Genomic DNA, 20,364 nt, shown 5'->3' with positions numbered 1-20,364 from the left:
CCGCATTTATGCGGCTTTTCTGTTTTCATCAGATTAAAGTTTACATTGTAAAAAAGTGTCTATCTGGTTATTGGTTTTGGCAACATATTCACTACAGTTTCTTACCTTTTATTGTATTTGTTATATGTACAATTACAGCTCTTAACTAAATACATAAAAAGGATATAACAATGAGAGCGTTAATTACTTGCTCAGCGTTACTCATGCTCAGTGCGTGCTCTTCGGTGACTATTCAACCGCAGCAAGTTGCTAAGCTTAGTTCTAAACCTAGTTATCAAGATAGCCGACCATTTTTTATGTGGGGGTTAGTTGGCGAACAGCGTGTTGATGTAAAACAAGTGTGTGGCGAGCAAGACGTAGTGCAAATGCAGTCACAACAAACATTTATCGATGGCGCGTTAGGTTTGGTAACCCTAGGAATATATGCACCGCATACAGTTAAAGTTTGGTGTAATGAACAACAAGCCACAGGAGAAGAAGCATGAAAAATCTAAGCTTGTTTACAGTGTGCCTATTTATATTGGTTTTAACTGGTTGTACAAATATTCACTTTGATAATGGTGAGTATGATGATTTAGCTAATAACCATAAAAGCGAACAATGGCATCACAATTTTGCAGCAGCATTATATGAAGGTTCTAACGCGGTAGATTTATCTGACATCTGTCCTGACTCGCAATGGCAAAGTGTGCACACTTATAAATCATTTACTAATGGCTTGGCCGAGCTGGTTGTCAATGATGTTGGCCCTATCTGGTACCCTAAAACTGTGGAAGTAAGCTGTGCTAAGGTGCCTTATAAAGTGCAATAATTTTTTATTGCAGAGTTAATTTACGGTTATTTGAATTAAACTTTTAAAATTTGTAATAATTATATAATTTTAGCGTCGGCACTCATGATCTAGAGTGCCTTTCTATGTTAGGTATATTATTTTCTTTTTTCTATTAAAAATGTATTAAGTTAGTAAAATGTACTCTACTCGTTTAGTGGCTTAAATAGTTGAGAGATAATAATGAATAATACAAAACGAAAAATAAATGAGCTAGTCCTTGGATTTTGGCGCTTATTAGATTGGCAAATCACGCCGCAGCAATGTTTAACTTTTCTTGAGCAAGCTATTGAAGCAGGCGCAACAGATACTGATCACGCCGATATTTACGGTGAATATGGTTGTGAAGCTGAATTTGGCAAAGCTTTGGCGCTTAAACCAAGTATTCGTGATGAAATTAAAATAATCACTAAATGCGGTATTAAACCTGCATTTCCAAGTTTAGGGTTGGCTGGGCAAGCTAACCATTATGATTCAAGTGCGCAGCATATTATTGCCTCAGCGCAGCAATCGCTTAAGCATTTTAATACTGACCGGTTAGATGTATTGCTAATCCATCGCCCTGATTATTTAATGCATGCAGATGAAATGGCACACGCCTTTAACATCTTAAAGCAAAATGGTGATGTGTTGGAGTTTGGGGTCTCGAACTTTACACCGTCACAGTTAAGTTTATTGCAGTCACGTCTGGATTTTGAATTAGTGACAAACCAAGTTGAGTTTTCACCTTATGAAATGAAAGCCCTTGATGATGGCACGTTGGATCAATGCCAGTTATTAGATATTAAACCAATGCTCTGGTCACCGCTTGCTGGCGGGCGTTTATTTTCAGACAGCGATGAAAAAGCGATACGTTTACGCCATGTGCTTGAACAAGTTGCGAGTGAAATTGGCGCAAGCTCAATTGACCAAGTGGTATACGCATGGTTATTAATGCACCCAAGCGCACCATCGGTAGTGCTGGGTACAGGCAATATCCAACGTATTGAATCAGCCGTTGCTGCCCAGCAATTAAAACTAAACCGCGAACAGTGGTATCGTATTTGGCAGGGTTCTACAGGGCACAGTGTGCCGTAAAAATGTAGTTGAGTGAGCACTGCATTGTGCTCACTAGAATAAATAGTTACTGCGCCGCAGCGAGTGCTCGGGCTCTAATATCAGCGGCAAAAGTTAAGCCTTTCTTAAAGCTAGCCTCAGCAACAGCAATATCCTCAACATCACCATTGGCCCCTAAAATTGCCTGACTCAGGGCGTTATATAAATTAGTAATTTGTGTTTGGTATGCCGATTCAATCGCTTTTTCAACAGTCGTCATTATTGTTCCTTATTATTAATTTGTGATTTCATTTTAAGGTACAGCAATAAATCATGCACGAAAAAATTTTAACGCAGAAAGCTTTTCGTGGCTGTAACCCTTTCCTACGGTGGATTGGGGCTTGCGGTTTTTATCTTGTAGGTCTGGCTTTAGCCTGAAAAATGTGACGAGATAAATCCCGACCTACAAAAGAATACGAATACCACACTTCAATGTACCGCGAAGCGCCTCGGTGGCGTTGTGGTGAAATTGTCTTTGACTGATTTATTGCGGCTAAATCACATTACTAAGCTATTATCAGGCAGGGTTTCGCTTCGCTCTACCCAGCCTACGGTGATAAATTTAACGCTGAGCTACTTCAGCTAGCTAACTCGCTAGCTTTACTCTTGCTAGCTTATTCTTCTACCGCACTCACAATGAAATACGGATTCAAATATTCATCTTTGCTGTTATACAAAAGCGGGCTGCCGTCGAGTTTGGTGACTTTTGCCCCGGCTATTTCAGCGATAGCGTGGCCGGCACCTGTGTCCCATTCGCAGGTTGGGCCGAGGCGTGGGTAAATATCAGCGCTGCCTTCGGCGACTAAGCACAGCTTTAATGAACTGCCTTTTGACACCATTTCCACCTCATCAAAGCGTTTTACAAACTCGGCTAAATCAGGAGAAGGGTGTGAACGGCTGCCAACTACACGAATTAAGCCTTTGTTAGGTTTAGTCGTTACTTTAAGCTCTATGCGTTCATCGCCTTTATCTTTAAATGCACCGATGGCTTCCGCAGCTAAATACGAAACTCCAAGTGCAGGAGCATCTACCACGGCTAACGTAGGTTTACCGTTTTCGATTAGTGCGATGTTTACCGTGAACTCACCGTTCTTTTTAATAAATTCTTTGGTGCCATCAATTGGGTCAACCAGCCAATAACGGTCCCATGTTTGACGAACACCCCAGCTGATATCGGCGCTTTCTTCACTAAGAATAGGAATGTCAGGGGTTAAGTGCTTTAAACCATTAGCGATGACTTGGTGAGCTGCTAGATCGGCGTCGGTTACTGGGCTTTCATCGGCTTTGTATTCAACGTTAAAATCTTTTTCGTAAATCCCCATAATAGCGCTGCCAGCTTGGCGAGCGAGGATTAATACTTCTTCTAGCAGTTCCGTTTGGTTCATGACTTAACCTTTAATAATTTGCTGTTGTTTTAGATACGCTATCAGCTCTTGCACCGATTGGTCTAGGCTATTTTTGCTGGTATCTAAAATTATTTCTGGTGAATTGGGAATTTGATAATCAGAATCTATCCCTGTGAAGTGTTTAATTTCACCCGCGCGGGCTTTTTTATAAAGGCCTTTAGGATCGCGACTTTCGCACACATCCAGCGGTGTATCTATAAACACTTCAATAAATTCACCGTCATCGACTAAGTCTCTAACCATATCGCGCTCACTGCGAAATGGTGAAATAAATGCGGTGAGTACCAAAAGCCCGGCATCAACCATGAGTTTTGCGGTTTCGCCAACACGGCGGATATTCTCAATGCGGTCTTCGTCACTAAAGCCTAAGTCTTTACATAAGCCATGGCGAACGTTGTCACCATCAAGCAGGTAGGTATGAATACCTTGCTGATTAAGTGCGCTTTCAAGAGCATTTGCTACGGTGCTTTTACCTGAGCCAGAAAAACCAGTAAACCATAAAATAGCGGGTTTATGGCTTTTATGCTCACTACGCTGTGTTTTAGTAATGGCATAGTTATGCCAAACAATGTTCTCATCCATTGTAATAGTCTCTTACTTTTTATTGGCTAATGCTCTGGCTTAAAAAGGAAATACCAGCGGAATAAGGGTTAATACCGTTATTGAGTAAATAATAGAAAGCGGTAAACCCATTAATACGTAATCTTTGAGCCGGTAGTTGCCCGCGCTGTAAACCATTAAGTTAGTTTGATAACCAAACGGCGATATAAAACTGGCCGAGGCACCAAATGCCACCGCCATAATAAATGGCAACGGGTCAACATTAAAGCCAACCGCCAGTGCATAAGCAACAGGAAACGATAATGCCGCTGCTGCATTGTTAGTAATAAGCTCAGTGAATAGCACTGTCATAATAAATATGGCGATAAAGGCACCGTAGGGGCCAAAGTCACCGAGTACATAAAACATTGCATCAGATATCTGCCCAGCTAGGCCTGTGCCTATCATGAGTTTAGCAAGGCCAATGGCACTGCCAACTACTGCGAGTAGTTCAATCGGGAATCGGCGTTTCACTTCGTTTAATTTAATTGTACCGCTAAGCATTAAACCGATGAGCAATACCAGTAAGCCTTTAACAAGTGGCACGATACCAAAAATGCTTAAGCCTAACACGGCTGCAAAGCTCGCAAGCACTAAATTAGATTGCTTTGGCGCTAAATGGGTTTGTAAATCAAGCCCTGAAATATAAACAAACTCGCGCTTTAAATTAGGTAGGGTATAAAAGTCTTTACCGGGAGCAAGAATAAGTGAATCGCCAGCTTGTAACTGCACTTTTCCAAGGCCACCTTGCAGGCGGTCATGACCACGTCGAATCGCGATAACCGCGGCATGAAACTGCTCACGAAAACGAATCTCTTTAACCGTTTTACCAATAAATTTAGATGACTGACTCACCACCACTTCAACCAAGTGTTCTACGTCTTTTTCGTGTTTGTCATGCACCACTTTTAAGCCATCAAAACGTGTGAGTAGTGGTACTGATTTAATATCGCCAACAAATAGCAATACATCGCCAGATTTAATTACTTGCTGTGGGGTTACCGCGCATATGCGTCTGTCGCCACGTAAAATTTCGGCGAGGAATAAGTCTTTAAGGTCGCGCAGGCCATTTTCTTCTACGCTTTTACCAATCAGTTTTGAGCCTGTCTCTACTTTACCTTCGAGATAAAAGGGCACAACTTCTTGATCGTTTTTACCATTGTCGGGTAAGTATTTAAGCATGACTAAAATAGTAATAAGGCCCACGCTTAATGCGCCCAAGCCGACTAAGGTAAAGTCGAAAAAGCCCAGTGGTGCCATACCAGCATCAACGGCAAAACCATTGACGATTAAATTTGTTGAAGTACCAATTAAGGTAATCGTGCCACCTAAAATAGCAGTGTACGATAAAGGTAATAACAGCTTTGATGGTGAATGGGTTGGGTTATCTTTAATTGAAGTAATTAATGATGCAACCACCGCTGTATTATTAGTAAATGATGATAAAAAGGCTGTCGATAGGCCAAGCTTTGTTACTGAGCTAGTTAAACTACCTTTAGATAGTGATTGAGCCAACTTTTGAACAAGTGTGGTTTTTTCAACCGCGATAGAAACTAAAACTAATAAAACCAGTGTAATGAGAGAAGGGTTGGCGTAGTTTACCAACATGTCTTCAAGCTCAATCAGGCCCGCTAAATAGGCGGTGCCAATCGCACCGACAAAAAGCCATGCCGGCTTTAGTCGGGTGCCAAAAAGGCAACCGACTAAAGTTAGCATAATGCCTGTTAATACTAGCTGTTGATACATGCTCTATGCGTCCTTAACAGGCAGTGCTGATTATTTAAGCTTTGAGATATCAAGCGCTTGCCAATGCGGGAAGTGCTTGCGTACTAAAGCGTTAAATTCAACTTCAAAATCACTAAAGTCACCGCTTTGTTCTTGGCTGGCTAGTGCTTGTTCTACCATGCCTGCTGCAACGGTTAAATTAGATAAACGGTCGATTAAAATAAACGAGCCCGTTTCGTGATTGTTGTGATACTCATCAGCTAGAATCGTTTCTGTCAGTTCAAGTGTCACAATAGCGATTTCATTAAGCTGTAGGCTGTCTGCGCTACCATGCTCAAGGGTGTTCACATCAATAGTGTGATCAATCTTTTTAACAATGGCTGAGGTATTCTTACTGCCTAACTTAAAGTTATAGCTTTTACCTAATACCAATGGCGCTTCGTGCATCCATACTAGCTTTGCTTGTACTTGGTTCGTCACAGCAACAGTAGAATCAGCAGGAACAATCACATCGCCACGGCTAATATCAATTTCAGTATTTAGCGTGATGGTAATAGCTTGACCCGCTTGTGCGGTATCTAAGTTACCGTCAAACGTGACAAGCTCTTTAATGCTTGATGTTTTACCCGACGGTAATACTTTTACTGCATCGCCAACGCTTAACTTGCCCGAGGTTAATGTACCTTGGAAGCCACGGAAGTTTAAGTTAGGGCGCACTACATATTGCACCGGGAAACGCGCTTCAAAGCCGGTGTCGGTTTCAGCTGCTGGTGAGTCTTCTAATAGCTCAAGTAGCGGCTTGTCTGTGTAATACGGTGTGTGCTCAGAGCGAGTAACCACGTTATCGCCTTTAAGCGCTGACATAGGCACAAACTTGATGTTAGATACATTAAGTTGCTCAGCAAACTTTAGGTAATCAGCTTTGATGCGCTCATAAACGATTTCGTCAAAATCAACGATGTCCATTTTGTTAATCGCTACCACAAACTGTTTAATGCCCAGTGAATCACAAATAAAGCTATGACGCTTCGTTTGAACTTGCACACCATAACGCGCATCGACAAGAATAATCGCGACATCACTGGTTGATGCACCGGTTACCATGTTGCGGGTGTACTGCTCGTGCCCTGGGGTGTCAGCAATAATAAACTTACGTTTAGCGGTTGAGAAGTAACGATACGCTACGTCAATGGTTATGCCTTGCTCACGCTCGGCTTGTAGGCCATCAACCAGTAGGGCTAAATCAAGCTCTTCGCCGGCGTTACCGACTTTTTCGTTATCTTTATGCAGTGCAGCAAGCTGATCTTCATAAATTTGGTGACTGTCATGTAATAGGCGGCCAATCAGGGTTGATTTACCATCATCCACGCTGCCACAGGTCAACATACGTAATAGGCTTTTATCTTGTTGGCGAGCAAGGTAGGCGTCGATGCCTATTTCTCTTACTTCGTTAATTGTGTCGTTAGTATTAGTAGACATTAGAAATAGCCCTCACGTTTTTTCTTCTCCATTGAACCTGCTGAATCATGGTCAATGACTCGTCCTTCACGCTCTGATGAAGTCGATAACAGCATTTCTTCGATAATTTCAGTTAATGTGCTTGCCGTTGATTCCACTGCACCGGTAAGTGGGTAGCAACCAAGGGTGCGAAAACGCACTGATTTCATTTGTGGTACTTCGCCATCAGCAAGCGGCATACGCTCATCGTCAACCATGATCAAGGTGCCATCACGCTCTACAACTGGGCGTTCTTTCGCTAGGTAAAGCGGAACCATATCGATGTTTTCTTGGTAAATGTATTGCCAAATATCTAACTCAGTCCAGTTAGACAGTGGGAATACACGAATGCTCTCACCAGGGTTAACTTGGCTGTTGTAAGTATTCCAAAGTTCAGGACGCTGATTTTTTGGATCCCAGCGGTGATGTTTATCACGGAACGAGTAAACACGCTCTTTTGCACGTGATTTTTCTTCGTCACGACGCGCGCCACCAAAGGCTGCATCAAAGCCATACTTATCAAGTGCTTGTTTTAAGCCTTGAGTTTTCATTATATCGGTATGTTTACCAGAGCCATGGGTGAATGGGCTGATATCAATAGCCAAACCCTCAGGGTTTTTATGGACGATTAAATCAAAGCCGTATTCTTTGGCTAAACGGTCACGAAATTCAATCATTTCTTTAAACTTCCAGTTGGTATCAACGTGAAGCAACGGAAATGGAATTTTACCTGGATAAAATGCTTTACGCGCTAAGTGTAAAAGCACCGATGAGTCTTTACCGATAGAGTAAAGCATAACTGGGTTCTCAAACTCAGCGGCGACTTCGCGCATGATTTTGATACTTTCAGCTTCTAATTGCTGAAGGTGAGTTAAAGCCATTGTTAGTCGTCCTACTAAAATGATTAAAAGTTAAAATCTAAATAAGTTAAAGCTTATGCTACGCCAGTAAGTGGCTGGGCAAAGCTGCTGGTTTGTGCTTTTTCGCCAAACCAATGAAGTTGCTCGTGTAAAGAGGCAACTTCACCAATAATTAATAATGCCGGTGAAATAATACTGTGGCGTTCAATTAAATCAGCCAGCTCACCGAGTGTGCCAGTGACAACACGTTGATTTTTACGCGTGCCATTTTCGATAATGCCCACAGGTGTATCTGCGCCACGGCCATGCTTAAGTAGTTGTGCCTGTATATGTGGCGACTTAATCACGCCCATATAAATAGCCAAGGTTTGATTTGGTTTAGCCAGTGATTGCCAATCTAATTCTTGGCCGTCTTTTTTACAGTGGCCGGTAACAAACTGAATTGCTTGGGCGTGGTCACGGTGAGTCAGCGGAATACCCGCATAGGCACTACACCCTGCGGCAGCGGTAATGCCGGGAACTATCTGGTAACTTACGTTATTCGCTGCTAGTACTTGTACTTCTTCGCCACCGCGGCCATAAATAAATGGGTCGCCACCTTTAATACGGCATACTTTTTTACCTTGTTTGGCAAAGTCGACTAGCATTTGATTGGTATCTTCTTGCGCCACACTGTGATCGCCTAAACGCTTACCAACGCACACTAAATCAGCATCACGACGCACTAGGTCCATAATCTCGTCAGATACTAAGTAGTCATAAACTACTACATCGGCTTGTTGCATTAATTGCAGTGCTTTTAAGGTTAATAACTCAGGATCACCAGGGCCTGCACCAATGACATATACTTCACCTTCAGGCTCAGGTTTAGCATCGAGTAGCTGTTCAAGTTGCTCGCTCGCTGACTGCGTATCGCCACTTTGTACTTTGCTCACCACTGATGAATCAAATACCATTTCCCAAAACTGACGGCGATCGGCAAAGTGTTTAAAGCGTTGTTTTACTTTATCACGAAAGCTACCTACTAGAGTCGCAAGCGGGCCAATATGTTGTGGGATCAGCGTTTCAAGCTTTTCACGTAAACGACGAGCAAGTACTGGGGCTGTTCCGGCACTTGAAATCGCAATAGTGATTGGGTCGCGGTCAACAATAGATGGAAAGATAAAGCTGCATTTAGGCTGGTCATCAACCACATTAACGAATATATTGCGGGCGTTGGCAAGTTCAAATACTTGGGCGTTGACCTCTTCAAGATCTGTTGCTGCAATAACCAGCATCATGCCGTCAAGATGTTGCTCGTTAAAATAGGCTTCAACCAGTGTTACTTCATTATTGTTTGCAAGCTCAATGAGCTCATCACAAAACTCAGGTGCAACTAGAGTAACCGCTGCGCGGGCTTTTAAAAATGCACGGCACTTTCTTAGTGCCACATCTCCACCGCCGACAACCAATACTGGTTTATTGTCTAACTTGGTAAAGATAGGTAAATATTGCATTGTAGTAACACCCCTTAACAACAGTCGTAGCATAAATGCTTTTCAGAGAGCCAGAATATAGCGCTCAAAGGTAAGTAAAAAATAATTAAAACCCAGTTTATATAACCAAAAGTTATATGTGGTGTGTTAATTTGGCCTAAGGCTTAGTTAACAGGGGATTGCGAGCAGTTACAAGGAGATTACGTTGCTTATGGTGATTAGTTATGAGATATAGCGAGATTATGAAAATTTGTTACTATAGTCAGCACAACCGCTAACAGGATAAATTTATGACAACGCAATTAGCTGTGCAATTAATGGATTTAACGAGTTTAAATGACGACGATACCACTGCGAGTATAAAAAAGCTGGTTGACAGTATTGAGCCCAAGTTGGGCACGCCAGCTGCTATTTGTGTGTTTAGTGAATTTGTCGATGACGCTAAAGTTTTTCTCGGCGAAAGAGAGTTAAATCACGTTAAAGTGGCAACGGTGACTAATTTTCCAACTGGGAATAACCCACTTAGCGATGTAATTAATGAAACACTTATTGCGATTGAGCGTGGAGCTGATGAAATTGATTTGGTTTTACCTTATCAAGCATTAATGGCTGGCGAGCATGAGTTAGCTTTAAAATATGTTAAAGCCAGCAAAGAGTGTTGCCCAGAGCATGTGCAATTAAAAGTAATTATTGAATCCGGAGAACTAAAAACACCAGAAATGATCACCCAAGCGACCCAAATAGCAATTGCTGGCGGCGCTGATTTTGTAAAAACAAGCACAGGTAAAGTTCCGGTAAATGCGACTTTGCAAGCGACCAAGATAATGCTGAATGCTATTAAAGAGTCAAAAAAGCTAGTTGGGTTTAAAGCTGCTGGCGGTGTTAAAACAGTCGCTCAGGCTGATGAATACTTGGCACTCGCTACCGACATTATGGGGCAAGCGTACTTAAGCCCACTGACATTTAGGTTTGGTGCTTCTAGTTTGTTAAGTAACGTTTATGCGATATTAAATGAAGCGTGATAGTGAGCGTGAAAAAATAGCACTTGAACATGGTGCAGCTAAATTGTTTTTGCAGTGCTACGAAAAAAAATACGGCACTAAAATGCGAAATATTTGGCATAACTCACCAAGCAAGCCTGATATTAGTTGTTATCAAGGTGAGGCTAAATTAGATATTGAAATTGCGCACTTGTATGCCAGTGAAATTGAGGCGATGGCTATACTTGGGCGGCCACTATCGATTTCTATGCAGCGTGCAATCGCACAGCTGGCTCAAGACCCAAACGACTCTAAATTATGTACCGCCTTACAACGTTTGCTAAAACAAAAAGCGACTAAAAATTACAACTCAAAACGGGCTTGGTTATTGATTCGAAATGCCAGCCCATTATGGGCTAAAGCTGATTTTGAAGCTCAGCTTGATAATATCATAATACCTACTAATCATCCGTTTGAGCAAATTTGGCTCTTATGTGATTTTTATAAAGGTGAATTATTACGTTTGGCATAATAATTAAACAATAAGAGAAAAATGAAAATGAGAAAGTCAGGGAAGCAAGTTGTCGTAAAAAACTTAACCAAAGGCGCAATACTTGCCGGCGCAGTTTTAGGTAGCTTAACAGCGTGCACCAACCCAAGCACGCCCGCAGGTCAAGAAGGTTATGTTTACGAAAAACCAAGAGTATTCGGAGAAGGAGGTTATCAAGGTTCTATGGTTGGCCCTGCTAATTTTGGTATGTCATTGTTACGTAATGAAGTAATTAACATAGATATGCGGCCAAATTTATACCCAAACCACCTCAAGATACGAGTTTCAGTTGGAATTAAAAGCGATTTAGGCAAGGCATTGATTGCAAATAATAGTGGTTCTATTGTTAAAATCAATAACGCAGTATAAATCGCTTTTAAACCAGCCCTTTGGGCGCTTCACAGGAACTTACTCTCATCGTTGTTCCTTCTTAAAAGGGAGTGCCATTCTTGCAAAGTAACGCCTTGATATTAAGCCCCTGTGAAACGCTGAATTCTGCATCTTGAGGTGGTTTGGGTATAGACCGAAGCATTTCAAATACTGGCTAACGATGATTTAAATATTCGGTTTGATTTTCATGCTGTGATTTCGATTGAAACGGGTTCGGTTAAAACCGTAATTGAGCAGTTCGGTGGTGAAAATTGGTATCAACGGTTTGTAAGAGAAACCTTTAGAACCTATGTTCGTGATATCGTACAAAAATACGATAGCGGTGAACTTAAAACTAATCGTGAAAAAATAGCGTTGGAAGTGACTGTCAGGTTACAAAAATATCTATCTGCGACGCCATTTAATTTAGCAAACGTCGTTGTAGGTAATATAAATTACCCAGCGATAGTTGCCAATGCAGTAGAGAAAAAGCTCGCCGCACAGCAGTTGTTATCAGAAAAAGAAACGCAAAAAGAAATTGCTCGTAAAGATGCAGAGATCAGAGTCGAAGAAGCCAAAGGTATCGCCCAGGCACAAAAGATAATTAATGCGACACTCACACCCAATTATTTACAGCATGAAGCTATCAATGCACAAATGAAAATGGCTGAATCACCAAATCACACCACTGTATATATTCCTGTAGGTAATAACGGTGTACCGCTAGTGAAAGGGACTAAGTAAGTTATGCCCAAACCACCTTAAGAGGTAGTTTGGGTATATTTATTAACTTAGCGGTAAATTAACCGCTAAGATTTTATAATATGGGTATCTTTTACTCTTGTGTTAATGAATTGCGTAAGTATAATAGGCATCCACTTTGCAGGGGCGTAGTTCCAATTGGTAGAACAGCGGTCTCCAAAACCGACGGTTGGGAGTTCGAATCTCTCCGCCCCTGCCAATTTTCTTGTGAGTGGGTAAAGTCTTAGGTTAAAAATCGGTTTAAATAAGTCTGTTTTTAAGTTTAGATTTTAATGGATTAACCCTGCCGTAGTGTAGGGTTGTTGTGTCTGTAGTTAAGGTAATAATATTATGAGCACGAATGTGGAAACGCCATCAAGTGGGATGGATGCAGTAAAGTGGCTTGTGGCAATTGCGCTACTTGCAGGCGCAGTAGTTGGTAATTATATGTACGCAGACCAGTCTGTGTTATTACGTGCTATTGGTGTTGTTATTGCGGTTGCAGCCGGTTTAGGTATTGCTGCAGTAACAGAAAAAGGACGTACCTTCCTTGCTTTTGCAAAAGAAGCGCGTATTGAAGTACGTAAAGTAGTGTGGCCAACGCGCCAAGAAACTACCCATACGACATTTATTGTAATGGTAGCAACTGTGATTATGGCACTTATCCTTTGGGGATTAGATGGCATTTTATTCCGCGCAGTAGGCTTTTTAACTGGATTGGAGATCTGATCCCATGTCGGATGAGAACAACGAAAAGAAACTACGTTGGTACGTAGTACAGGCTTTCTCAGGTTATGAGAAGCGTGTTGCACAAACCCTTCTTGAGCATATCAAGATTGAAGGTTTAGAAGACAGTTTTGGTGAAATATTAGTACCAACAGAGGAAGTCGTTGAGATGCGCGCTGGTCAAAAGCGTAAATCTGAGCGTAAATTCTTCCCAGGTTATGTACTAGTACAAATGGATATGAACGATGCAAGCTGGCACTTAGTGAATAGCACTGCACGTGTAATGGGCTTTATCGGTGGTACATCTGACCGTCCAGCGCCAATCAGCTCGAAAGAAGCTGACCGTATTCTTAACCGCTTACAAGAAAACGCTGAAGCACCTAAACCTGCTACATTATTTGAACCAGGTGAAGTTGTTCGTGTTGTTGATGGCCCATTCGCTGACTTTAGTGGTGTGGTTGAAGCCGTTGACTACGAAAAGAGTCGCGTAAAAGTATCTGTACTTATCTTTGGGCGTTCTACGCCAGTTGACCTTGAATTTGGTCAAGTTGAGCAAGATAAGTAATAAAATTAGATAGTTTATGTGAAGTGATTTATTACTTTGCATAGGACTTGAAAAAGGCCGCTGATTAACTTATAATCAGCGGCCTTTTTGTATTCAGGGATAGAGTTTCTTGAATTGATTACAAAAAGTACGAAACCAATTTTTAAACTGGGAAGCCGCTAGAGTACGCGTCCTCGCGCGCACAAGGCTAAGACCCACCTAATGAGGTATTTATAATGGCTAAGAAAGTTGAAGCTCTAATCAAGCTACAAGTTGCTGCTGGTATGGCTAACCCTAGTCCTCCAGTAGGTCCAGCACTAGGTCAACACGGTGTAAACATCATGGAATTCTGTAAAGCGTTCAACGCACGTACAGAATCTATCGAAAAAGGCGCTCCAGTTCCTGTAGTGATCTCTGTTTACGGCGACCGTTCATTTACGTTCGACATGAAAACGCCACCGGCTGCTTACTTACTGAAGAAAGCTGCAGGCATCAAATCAGGCTCAGGCCGTCCTAACACTGAAAAAGTAGGCTCGGTTACTCGTGCTCAACTTGAAGAAATCGTTGAGACTAAACGACCTGATCTTACAGCGGCTGATTTAGACGCTGCGGTTCGCACTATCGCAGGTTCTGCGCGTGCGATGGGCTTGAACGTAGAGGACTAAGATAATGGCTAAATTAACTAAACGTATGCGTACTATCCGCGAGAAAGTGGAAGTAACTAAAGATTACGAAATCAACGAAGCAGTTGCTCTTTTAAAAGAGTTAGCGACAGCTAAATTCGTAGAAAGTGTTGACGTTGCCGTTAACCTTGGTATCGATGCTCGTAAATCTGATCAAAACGTTCGTGGTGCAACTGTACTACCTAACGGTACTGGTCGTGACGTTCGCGTTGCAGTATTCACACAAGGCGCTAACGCAGAAGCTGCGAAAGAAGCCGGTGCTGAGCTTGTAGGTATGGAAGATCTTGCTGATCTAGTTAAGAAAGGCGAGATGAACTTTGACGTTGTTGTTGCATCACCAGACGCTATGCGTGTTGTTGGTCAACTAGGTCAAATCTTAGGCCCACGTGGTCTAATGCCAAACCCTAAAACTGGTACTGTAACACCTAACGTTGCAGAAGCAGTTAAAAATGCTAAAGCTGGTCAAGTGCGTTACCGCAATGACAAAAATGGTATCATCCACACTACTATTGGTAAGGTTGATTTCACAGCTGAGCAACTTCAAGAAAACCTTGAATCTCTTATTGTTGCGCTTAAGAAGGCTAAACCTTCTCAAGCTAAAGGTACTTACGTGAAGAAAGTAACTATCTCTACAACAATGGGCGCAGGTGTTTCTGTAGACCAAGGCACTTTAAGCACAACTGTAGCTTAATAGGTGTTTACATGGCGTGAAATTTGTACTATAATTTTGCGCCATTTTGTTGAATAATTTGATTACTCAGCAAAGTAAAGAATTCGGGTTGAAGTCCATAATTTCGGTGCGCCTTCGGGTAAAGCGATAAATTGGGCTTCCGTCCAAGACCGTAGGTGGTTTAGGCCTTAATTTTACCTACGTAGACGGTGTGAATCCCCAGATAGATTTTTCCTAATCTCTTCTGGCTCTCGCCGTAAAAAGCATCTCCATCACGTGTGGTGGGGAAGAGTAAAACAGGGAAACCGATAACGGTAACCCATTAAACCAGGAGTAACACCCATGGCTTTAAATCTTCAAGGCAAAAAAGCAATTGTTGCTGAAGTCAACGAAGCAGCCACTGGTGCTCTATCTGCAGTAATCGCAGATTCTCGTGGTGTAACAGTTGGTGCAATTACTGCCCTTCGTAAAGAAGCTCGTGAGAACGGTGTTTGGATGAAAGTTGTCCGTAACACTCTAGCAAAACGTGCTATCGAAGGAACAGATTTTGAGTGCCTTAACGATTCATTAGTTGGTCCAAGCTTAATCGCTTTCTCATCAGAGCACCCAGGTGCTGCTGCGCGTATCTTCTCAGATTTCGCGAAAAAGAATGAGAAATTCGAAATTAAAACGGCCGCTTTTGAAGGTAATGTAGTAGACGCAGCTATGCTTGCAACTCTACCTACATACGACGAAGCTGTTGCACGCTTAATGAGCGCTATGAAAGAAGCGTCTGCCGGCAAATTGTGTAAAACAATTGAAGCAGTACGCGTACAGAAAGAAGAGCAAGCTGCTTAATTTTAAGCTGTTTAAACTCTCTTTCGGTGTAAAATTTTTTTGGACCTTTGAGTCCGTTAATTATTAGGAAATTTGTAATGTCTGTAACTAAAGACCAAATCCTTGACGCAATTGCTGAAATGTCAGTAATGGACGTTGTTGCTCTTGTTGAAGCAATGGAAGAAAAATTCGGCGTAACTGCTGCAGCTGCTATGGTAGCAGGTCCTGCTGCTGAAGCTGCTGAAGAGAAAACTGAATTTGACGTAATCCTTACTGGCGCTGGCGCTAACAAGGTTGCGGCAATCAAAGCTGTACGTGGCGCAACTGGCCTAGGCCTTAAAGAAGCGAAAGCTCTTGTTGAAGCTGCTCCAACTCCAGTTAAAGAAGGTATCTCTAAAGAAGAAGCTGAAGCTCTTGCTAAAGATCTTTCTGAAGCTGGTGCTGAAGTTGAGGTTAAGTAATCTAGCTTTTGCTAGGTTCGCTGTCTGAGAAATCAGGCAAGGGCTGGTGATTATTTAATCACCGGCCTTTTTGCGCTATATAGCGACTATTCTTATAGCGCAAATAAAATCTGATTTTCTCTTTACTTTCAACGCTTTATAGTTTGCTAGTGTTGAAGTGGGAGTTTATCGGAACAACAATTAAATGTTGTACATCTTGGCATAGATGCCAGTTAAGTCTGTTCTTACAAGAACAGGTCGGGTCAAAGATCAGCAAGCTGAGGAACCCCATGGCTTACTCTTATTCTGAAAAGAAACGTATCCGTAAGGATTTTGGTAAACGTCCACAAGTATTGGATATACCTTTCTTACTGTCGACGCAGTTAGAATCGTTTAAAAAATTCTTAGTCCCGGACGCTGATGGCGATCATGGTTTGGAAGCAGCCTTCCAATCTGTGTTTCCAATCAAAAGCTACTCGGGAAATTCTGAGCTTCAATACGTAAGTTATCGTATTGGTGAGCCAGTTTTCGATGTAAAAGAATGTCAAATTCGCGGTGTGACTTATTCTGCTCCACTTCGCGTGAAACTGCGTCTTGTAGTAATGGACAAAGAAGCTCCAGGCACAGTTAAAGACATTAAAGAGCAAGAAGTTTACATGGGCGAAATTCCGCTCATGACCGATACCGGTACCTTTGTAATCAATGGTACAGAGCGTGTTATCGTTTCTCAGCTACACCGTAGCCCTGGTGTATTCTTTGATAACGACCGCGGTAAAACTCACTCATCGGGTAAAGTACTATATAACGCACGTGTAATTCCTTACCGTGGTTCGTGGTTAGACTTTGAGTTTGATGCAAAAGATAACTTATATGTACGTATTGACCGTCGTCGTAAATTACCGGCGTCTATCATGTTGCGTGCACTTGAGTACACGACTGAAGAAATCCTTGAGATGTTCTTCGACACCACTGCGTTTGAAGTAACTGACGGTAAAGTTCTTATGGAACTTGTGCCTTCACGTTTACGTGGTGAAACCGCTGCCTTTGATATTAAAGGTGAAGACGGTGATGTGCTGGTTGAAAGTGGCCGTCGTATTACTGCGCGTCATATCAAGAGCATTGAGAAAAAAGGCATTACTCAGTTAGAAGTACCACATGAGTACATCATTGGCCGTGTTATTGCGAAGAACTACGTTGACGAGTCAACGGGTGAAATCATCGCAACTGCTAATGACGAACTAACACTCGAAGTAATGGCTGAGCTTGTTAAAGCGGGTCACACTAAGATTGATACTTTATATATCAACGAAGTTGACAGCGGTGCATACATTTCAGATACCTTACGTATCGATTCAAGCACTAACCGTTTAGAAGCACTTGTAGAAATTTATCGCATGATGCGCCCTGGCGAGCCACCGACGAAAGACGCGGCTGAAGCCTTATTTGAGAACTTATTCTTCTCAGAAGAACGCTATGACTTATCAACTGTAGGTCGTATGAAGTTCAATAGTCGTGTTGGTTATGACACTGACACAGGCCCTGGCACATTAAGCAAAGAAGACATCGTGTCTGTTATGAAAGTATTAATTGCTATTCGTAACGGTCAAGGCGATGTTGATGATATTGACCACTTAGGTAACCGTCGTATCCGTAGTGTTGGCGAAATGGCTGAGAACCAATTCCGTGTAGGTTTAGTACGTGTTGAACGTGCTGTACGTGAGCGTTTAAGCTTAGGTGACCTTGATGCGGTAATGCCACAAGATCTAATTAACGCTAAGCCTATTTCGGCAGCAGTTAAAGAGTTCTTTGGTTCATCTCAGTTATCACAGTTCATGGACCAAAATAACCCGCTATCAGAAGTAACGCACAAACGTCGTATTTCTGCATTAGGTCCGGGTGGTCTAACACGTGAACGCGCTGGCTTTGAAGTACGTGACGTTCACGTAACTCACTATGGTCGCGTATGTCCAATCGAGACTCCTGAGGGTCCAAACATCGGTCTAATTAACTCATTATCTACGTACGCACGTACTAATGATTATGGTTTCTTAGAAACACCTTACCGCAAAGTGGTAGATGGTGTTGTAACTGATGAAGTTGATTATTTATCAGCCATTGAAGAAGGTCAGTTTGTTATCGCTCAGGCGAACTCAAACTTAACCGAAACCAATGAGTTTGTTGATGAACTAATTCCATGTCGTCACAAAGGTGAATCAACCTTTATGGGCAAAATGGACCAACAATATATGGATGTATCACCACAACAGGTGATCTCTGTAGCGGCAGCACTTATCCCGTTCCTAGAACACGATGATGCTAACCGTGCATTGATGGGTTCAAACATGCAACGTCAAGCAGTACCAACATTGAAAGCGGATAAGCCGTTAGTAGGTACAGGTATTGAGTTAACACTAGCGAAAGATTCTGGTGTAACGATTGTTGCAAAACGTGGTGGTGAAGTAATGTATGCTGACGCAAGTCGCATCGTTGTTAATGTACATGAAGAAGAACGCATTCCTGGTGAAGCGGGTATCGACATCTACAACTTAACTAAATACACCCGTTCTAACCAAAACACATGTATTAACCAAAAACCAACTTGTATGGTTGGTGAACCGGTTACTCGTGGCGATGTGTTAGCAGATGGTCCTTCGACTGACTTAGGTGACTTAGCCCTTGGTCAAAACCTTCGCGTGGCATTCATGCCATGGAACGGTTATAACTTCGAGGATTCAATCCTACTATCAGAGCGCGTAGTTGAAGAAGACCGCCTAACGACTATCCATATTCAAGAACTACAGTGTATCGCCCGTGATACTAAGTTAGGTCCTGAAGAGATCACAGCAGATATCCCGAACGTGGGTGAATCTGCACTAGGCAAACTTGATGAATCAGGTGTTGTTTATATCGGTGCTGAAGTTAAAGGCGGCGATATCCTAGTAGGTAAAGTGACTCCTAAAGGCGAAACGCAATTAACACCAGAAGAGAAGCTACTACGTGCTATCTTCGGTGAAAAAGCGTCTGACGTTAAAGACAGCTCATTACGTGTACCAAACTCTGTAACTGGTACTGTAATCGACGTGCAAGTTTTCACCCGTGATGGTGTTGAAAAAGACAAGCGCGCGCTAGAAGTTGAAGAAATGCAACTTCGTGATGCGAAAAAAGACTTTAATGAAGAATTCCGTATTCTTGAAGCAGGCGTTTTAGACCGTGCTCGCAAGTTACTTGTAGCTGCTGGTCAAAACGAAGAACAATTAGCGACACTTAATGCTGAGAAGCTACTAACTCAGAGCCTTGCTGAAGAAGACAAGCAAGCTGAACTTGAGCAACTAGCTGCACAGTACGATGAGCTTAAAGCTGAATACGATAAGAAGTTTGAAAACAAACGTCGTAAAATCACTCAAGGTGATGACTTAGCACCGGGCGTACTTAAGATTGTTAAAGTATACCTAGCTGTTAAACGTCGTATCCAACCGGGTGATAAGATGGCGGGTCGTCACGGTAACAAAGGTGTTATCTCGACTATCGTACCAGTAGAAGATATGCCATACGATGACAAAGGTCGTACGGTAGATATCGTATTGAATCCACTAGGTGTACCATCACGTATGAACATCGGTCAGATCCTTGAAACACATATGGGTCTAGCTGCACGTGGTATCGGTGAACGTCTAGAAGAAATGATGAAAGAACAACGTGAGCTTCATGAGCTACGTGAATTCATCAAGCAAGCCTACGAGATCGGTGATTGCCGTCAAAAAGTAGACATTGCTAGCTTCTCTGATGATGAAGTTCGTCGCTTAGCTGTAAACTTAAAAGGTGGTTTACCAATCGCTACTCCTGCATTTGATGGCGCGAAAGAAGACGAAATCAAAGACATGCTTGAGTTAGGTGGCTACCCAAGAAGTGGTCAGGTTACACTTTATGATGGCCGTACTGGCGATCAGTTTGAACGTCAAGTAACTGTAGGTTACATGTACATGCTGAAACTAAATCACTTAGTTGATGACAAGATGCATGCGCGTTCAACTGGCTCTTATAGCCTTGTTACTCAGCAGCCGCTGGGTGGTAAAGCACAGTTCGGTGGCCAGCGTTTTGGTGAGATGGAAGTATGGGCACTTGAAGCATACGGTGCTGCTTACACTCTACAAGAAATGCTAACAGTGAAATCGGATGACGTGAACGGTCGTACTAAGATGTATAAAAACATCGTTGATGGTAACCATAAAATGGAACCAGGTATGCCAGAATCGTTCAACGTATTGTTGAAAGAAATCCGCTCACTGGGTATCAACATCGAGTTGGAAGAAAATTAAGCCAATTAGGTGCTGTAGCTAGCTACAGCACCTGTTACGGCC

General features: G+C 42.3%; 21 protein-coding genes and 1 tRNA gene. 15 read left to right on the top strand and 7 right to left on the bottom strand.

Annotated elements, in window-relative coordinates:
- The first annotated feature begins 170 nt into the window (after positions 1-170).
- From B5G52_RS10040 to B5G52_RS10030, 3 genes are all read left to right on the top strand, one after another.
- Complete coding sequence (locus B5G52_RS10040; RefSeq protein ID WP_087532517.1) at positions 171-485, top strand: Bor family protein; 315 nt, start codon at positions 171-173, stop codon at positions 483-485.
- The gene (locus tag B5G52_RS10035; RefSeq protein WP_087532516.1) at positions 482-811 is read left to right on the top strand and encodes a hypothetical protein; all 330 of its coding nucleotides are present in this window, start codon (positions 482-484) and stop codon (positions 809-811) included. The genes B5G52_RS10040 and B5G52_RS10035 overlap by 4 nt, the downstream gene beginning before the upstream one ends.
- Positions 812-1,012: 201 nt before the next feature.
- Positions 1,013-1,906, top strand: a complete 894-nt coding sequence (locus B5G52_RS10030; RefSeq protein WP_087532515.1) for an aldo/keto reductase family oxidoreductase — start codon at positions 1,013-1,015, stop codon at positions 1,904-1,906.
- A gap of 46 nt (positions 1,907-1,952) precedes the next feature.
- Here B5G52_RS10030 and B5G52_RS10025 read toward each other — a convergent pair whose 3' ends face one another.
- From B5G52_RS10025 to cysG, 7 genes are all read right to left on the bottom strand, one after another.
- Positions 1,953-2,144 (bottom strand): hypothetical protein, encoded by a 192-nt coding sequence (locus B5G52_RS10025; RefSeq protein WP_087532514.1) that lies wholly within the window; start codon positions 2,142-2,144, stop codon positions 1,953-1,955.
- A gap of 394 nt (positions 2,145-2,538) precedes the next feature.
- Entirely contained in the window at positions 2,539-3,309 is a 771-nt protein-coding gene (gene cysQ, locus B5G52_RS10020) for a 3'(2'),5'-bisphosphate nucleotidase CysQ (RefSeq protein WP_087532513.1), read from the bottom strand.
- Positions 3,310-3,312: 3 nt separating this feature from the next.
- The gene (gene cysC / locus B5G52_RS10015; RefSeq protein WP_087532512.1) at positions 3,313-3,912 is read right to left on the bottom strand and encodes an adenylyl-sulfate kinase; all 600 of its coding nucleotides are present in this window, start codon (positions 3,910-3,912) and stop codon (positions 3,313-3,315) included.
- Positions 3,913-3,951: 39 nt separating this feature from the next.
- The gene (locus B5G52_RS10010) at positions 3,952-5,676 is read right to left on the bottom strand and encodes an SLC13 family permease (protein ID WP_087532511.1); all 1,725 of its coding nucleotides are present in this window, start codon (positions 5,674-5,676) and stop codon (positions 3,952-3,954) included.
- 30 nt (positions 5,677-5,706) lie between these two features.
- On the bottom strand, positions 5,707-7,134 hold the full coding sequence (gene cysN, locus B5G52_RS10005; RefSeq protein ID WP_087532510.1) for a sulfate adenylyltransferase subunit CysN: 1,428 nt from the start codon (positions 7,132-7,134) through the stop codon (positions 5,707-5,709).
- On the bottom strand, positions 7,134-8,033 hold the full coding sequence (gene cysD / locus B5G52_RS10000; RefSeq protein WP_087532509.1) for a sulfate adenylyltransferase subunit CysD: 900 nt from the start codon (positions 8,031-8,033) through the stop codon (positions 7,134-7,136). The genes cysN and cysD overlap by 1 nt, the downstream gene beginning before the upstream one ends.
- A 53-nt stretch (positions 8,034-8,086) precedes the next feature.
- Positions 8,087-9,508, bottom strand: coding sequence for a siroheme synthase CysG (gene cysG / locus B5G52_RS09995; protein WP_087532508.1), 1,422 nt, complete (start codon positions 9,506-9,508; stop codon positions 8,087-8,089).
- Between the two features lie 269 nt (positions 9,509-9,777).
- Between cysG and deoC the strand changes: the two genes are divergently transcribed.
- The 12 genes from deoC to rpoB all read left to right on the top strand — a co-directional run bounded on the left by deoC (position 9,778) and on the right by rpoB (position 20,322).
- Positions 9,778-10,509 carry a deoxyribose-phosphate aldolase gene (gene deoC / locus B5G52_RS09990; protein ID WP_087532507.1) on the top strand — a complete coding sequence of 244 codons (732 nt, stop codon included), beginning with the start codon at positions 9,778-9,780 and terminating at the stop codon, positions 10,507-10,509.
- Positions 10,499-10,999, top strand: coding sequence for a hypothetical protein (locus tag B5G52_RS09985; RefSeq protein ID WP_087532506.1), 501 nt, complete (start codon positions 10,499-10,501; stop codon positions 10,997-10,999). The genes deoC and B5G52_RS09985 overlap by 11 nt, the downstream gene beginning before the upstream one ends.
- 21 nt (positions 11,000-11,020) lie before the next feature.
- Positions 11,021-11,386: a hypothetical protein gene (locus B5G52_RS09980; RefSeq protein WP_254911187.1), complete on the top strand. Its 366-nt coding sequence runs from the start codon at positions 11,021-11,023 to the stop codon at positions 11,384-11,386.
- Positions 11,387-11,554: 168 nt separating this feature from the next.
- Positions 11,555-12,130, top strand: a complete 576-nt coding sequence (locus B5G52_RS09975; protein ID WP_369679924.1) for an SPFH domain-containing protein — start codon at positions 11,555-11,557, stop codon at positions 12,128-12,130.
- Between the two features lie 140 nt (positions 12,131-12,270).
- Positions 12,271-12,347, top strand: a tRNA-Trp gene (locus tag B5G52_RS09970).
- Between the two features lie 131 nt (positions 12,348-12,478).
- On the top strand, positions 12,479-12,856 hold the full coding sequence (gene secE / locus B5G52_RS09965) for a preprotein translocase subunit SecE (protein ID WP_087532505.1): 378 nt from the start codon (positions 12,479-12,481) through the stop codon (positions 12,854-12,856).
- Positions 12,857-12,860: 4 nt separating this feature from the next.
- Positions 12,861-13,418, top strand: coding sequence for a transcription termination/antitermination protein NusG (gene nusG, locus B5G52_RS09960; RefSeq protein WP_087532504.1), 558 nt, complete (start codon positions 12,861-12,863; stop codon positions 13,416-13,418).
- Positions 13,419-13,633: 215 nt separating this feature from the next.
- Positions 13,634-14,062 (top strand): 50S ribosomal protein L11, encoded by a 429-nt coding sequence (gene rplK, locus B5G52_RS09955; RefSeq protein WP_087532503.1) that lies wholly within the window; start codon positions 13,634-13,636, stop codon positions 14,060-14,062.
- 4 nt (positions 14,063-14,066) lie between these two features.
- Positions 14,067-14,771, top strand: a complete 705-nt coding sequence (gene rplA, locus B5G52_RS09950; RefSeq protein ID WP_087532502.1) for a 50S ribosomal protein L1 — start codon at positions 14,067-14,069, stop codon at positions 14,769-14,771.
- A gap of 321 nt (positions 14,772-15,092) precedes the next feature.
- On the top strand, positions 15,093-15,587 hold the full coding sequence (gene rplJ / locus B5G52_RS09945) for a 50S ribosomal protein L10 (RefSeq protein WP_087532501.1): 495 nt from the start codon (positions 15,093-15,095) through the stop codon (positions 15,585-15,587).
- A 77-nt stretch (positions 15,588-15,664) separates the two neighbouring features.
- Positions 15,665-16,027, top strand: coding sequence for a 50S ribosomal protein L7/L12 (rplL, locus tag B5G52_RS09940; RefSeq protein WP_087532500.1), 363 nt, complete (start codon positions 15,665-15,667; stop codon positions 16,025-16,027).
- Positions 16,028-16,296: 269 nt separating this feature from the next.
- Positions 16,297-20,322, top strand: a complete 4,026-nt coding sequence (gene rpoB, locus B5G52_RS09935) for a DNA-directed RNA polymerase subunit beta (protein ID WP_087532499.1) — start codon at positions 16,297-16,299, stop codon at positions 20,320-20,322.
- Positions 20,323-20,364 lie beyond the last annotated feature (42 nt).

The organism is Pseudoalteromonas sp. A601 (genome assembly GCF_002165575.1).
In the GTDB taxonomy this organism is placed as follows: domain Bacteria; phylum Pseudomonadota; class Gammaproteobacteria; order Enterobacterales; family Alteromonadaceae; genus Pseudoalteromonas.
This window is presented reverse-complemented; position numbering and strand designations above follow the sequence as displayed.

Coding starts and splice junctions, on each gene's coding strand:
- B5G52_RS10040 (WP_087532517.1), top strand. CDS start 171: ATGAGAGCGTTAATTACTTGCTCAGCGTTACTCATGCTCAGTGCGTGC.
- B5G52_RS10035 (WP_087532516.1), top strand. CDS start 482: ATGAAAAATCTAAGCTTGTTTACAGTGTGCCTATTTATATTGGTTTTA.
- B5G52_RS10030 (WP_087532515.1), top strand. CDS start 1,013: ATGAATAATACAAAACGAAAAATAAATGAGCTAGTCCTTGGATTTTGG.
- B5G52_RS10025 (WP_087532514.1), bottom strand. CDS start 2,144: ATGACGACTGTTGAAAAAGCGATTGAATCGGCATACCAAACACAAATT.
- cysQ (WP_087532513.1), bottom strand. CDS start 3,309: ATGAACCAAACGGAACTGCTAGAAGAAGTATTAATCCTCGCTCGCCAA.
- cysC (WP_087532512.1), bottom strand. CDS start 3,912: ATGGATGAGAACATTGTTTGGCATAACTATGCCATTACTAAAACACAG.
- B5G52_RS10010 (WP_087532511.1), bottom strand. CDS start 5,676: ATGTATCAACAGCTAGTATTAACAGGCATTATGCTAACTTTAGTCGGT.
- cysN (WP_087532510.1), bottom strand. CDS start 7,134: ATGTCTACTAATACTAACGACACAATTAACGAAGTAAGAGAAATAGGC.
- cysD (WP_087532509.1), bottom strand. CDS start 8,033: ATGGCTTTAACTCACCTTCAGCAATTAGAAGCTGAAAGTATCAAAATC.
- cysG (WP_087532508.1), bottom strand. CDS start 9,508: ATGCAATATTTACCTATCTTTACCAAGTTAGACAATAAACCAGTATTG.
- deoC (WP_087532507.1), top strand. CDS start 9,778: ATGACAACGCAATTAGCTGTGCAATTAATGGATTTAACGAGTTTAAAT.
- B5G52_RS09985 (WP_087532506.1), top strand. CDS start 10,499: ATGAAGCGTGATAGTGAGCGTGAAAAAATAGCACTTGAACATGGTGCA.
- B5G52_RS09980 (WP_254911187.1), top strand. CDS start 11,021: ATGAAAATGAGAAAGTCAGGGAAGCAAGTTGTCGTAAAAAACTTAACC.
- secE (WP_087532505.1), top strand. CDS start 12,479: ATGAGCACGAATGTGGAAACGCCATCAAGTGGGATGGATGCAGTAAAG.
- nusG (WP_087532504.1), top strand. CDS start 12,861: ATGTCGGATGAGAACAACGAAAAGAAACTACGTTGGTACGTAGTACAG.
- rplK (WP_087532503.1), top strand. CDS start 13,634: ATGGCTAAGAAAGTTGAAGCTCTAATCAAGCTACAAGTTGCTGCTGGT.
- rplA (WP_087532502.1), top strand. CDS start 14,067: ATGGCTAAATTAACTAAACGTATGCGTACTATCCGCGAGAAAGTGGAA.
- rplJ (WP_087532501.1), top strand. CDS start 15,093: ATGGCTTTAAATCTTCAAGGCAAAAAAGCAATTGTTGCTGAAGTCAAC.
- rplL (WP_087532500.1), top strand. CDS start 15,665: ATGTCTGTAACTAAAGACCAAATCCTTGACGCAATTGCTGAAATGTCA.
- rpoB (WP_087532499.1), top strand. CDS start 16,297: ATGGCTTACTCTTATTCTGAAAAGAAACGTATCCGTAAGGATTTTGGT.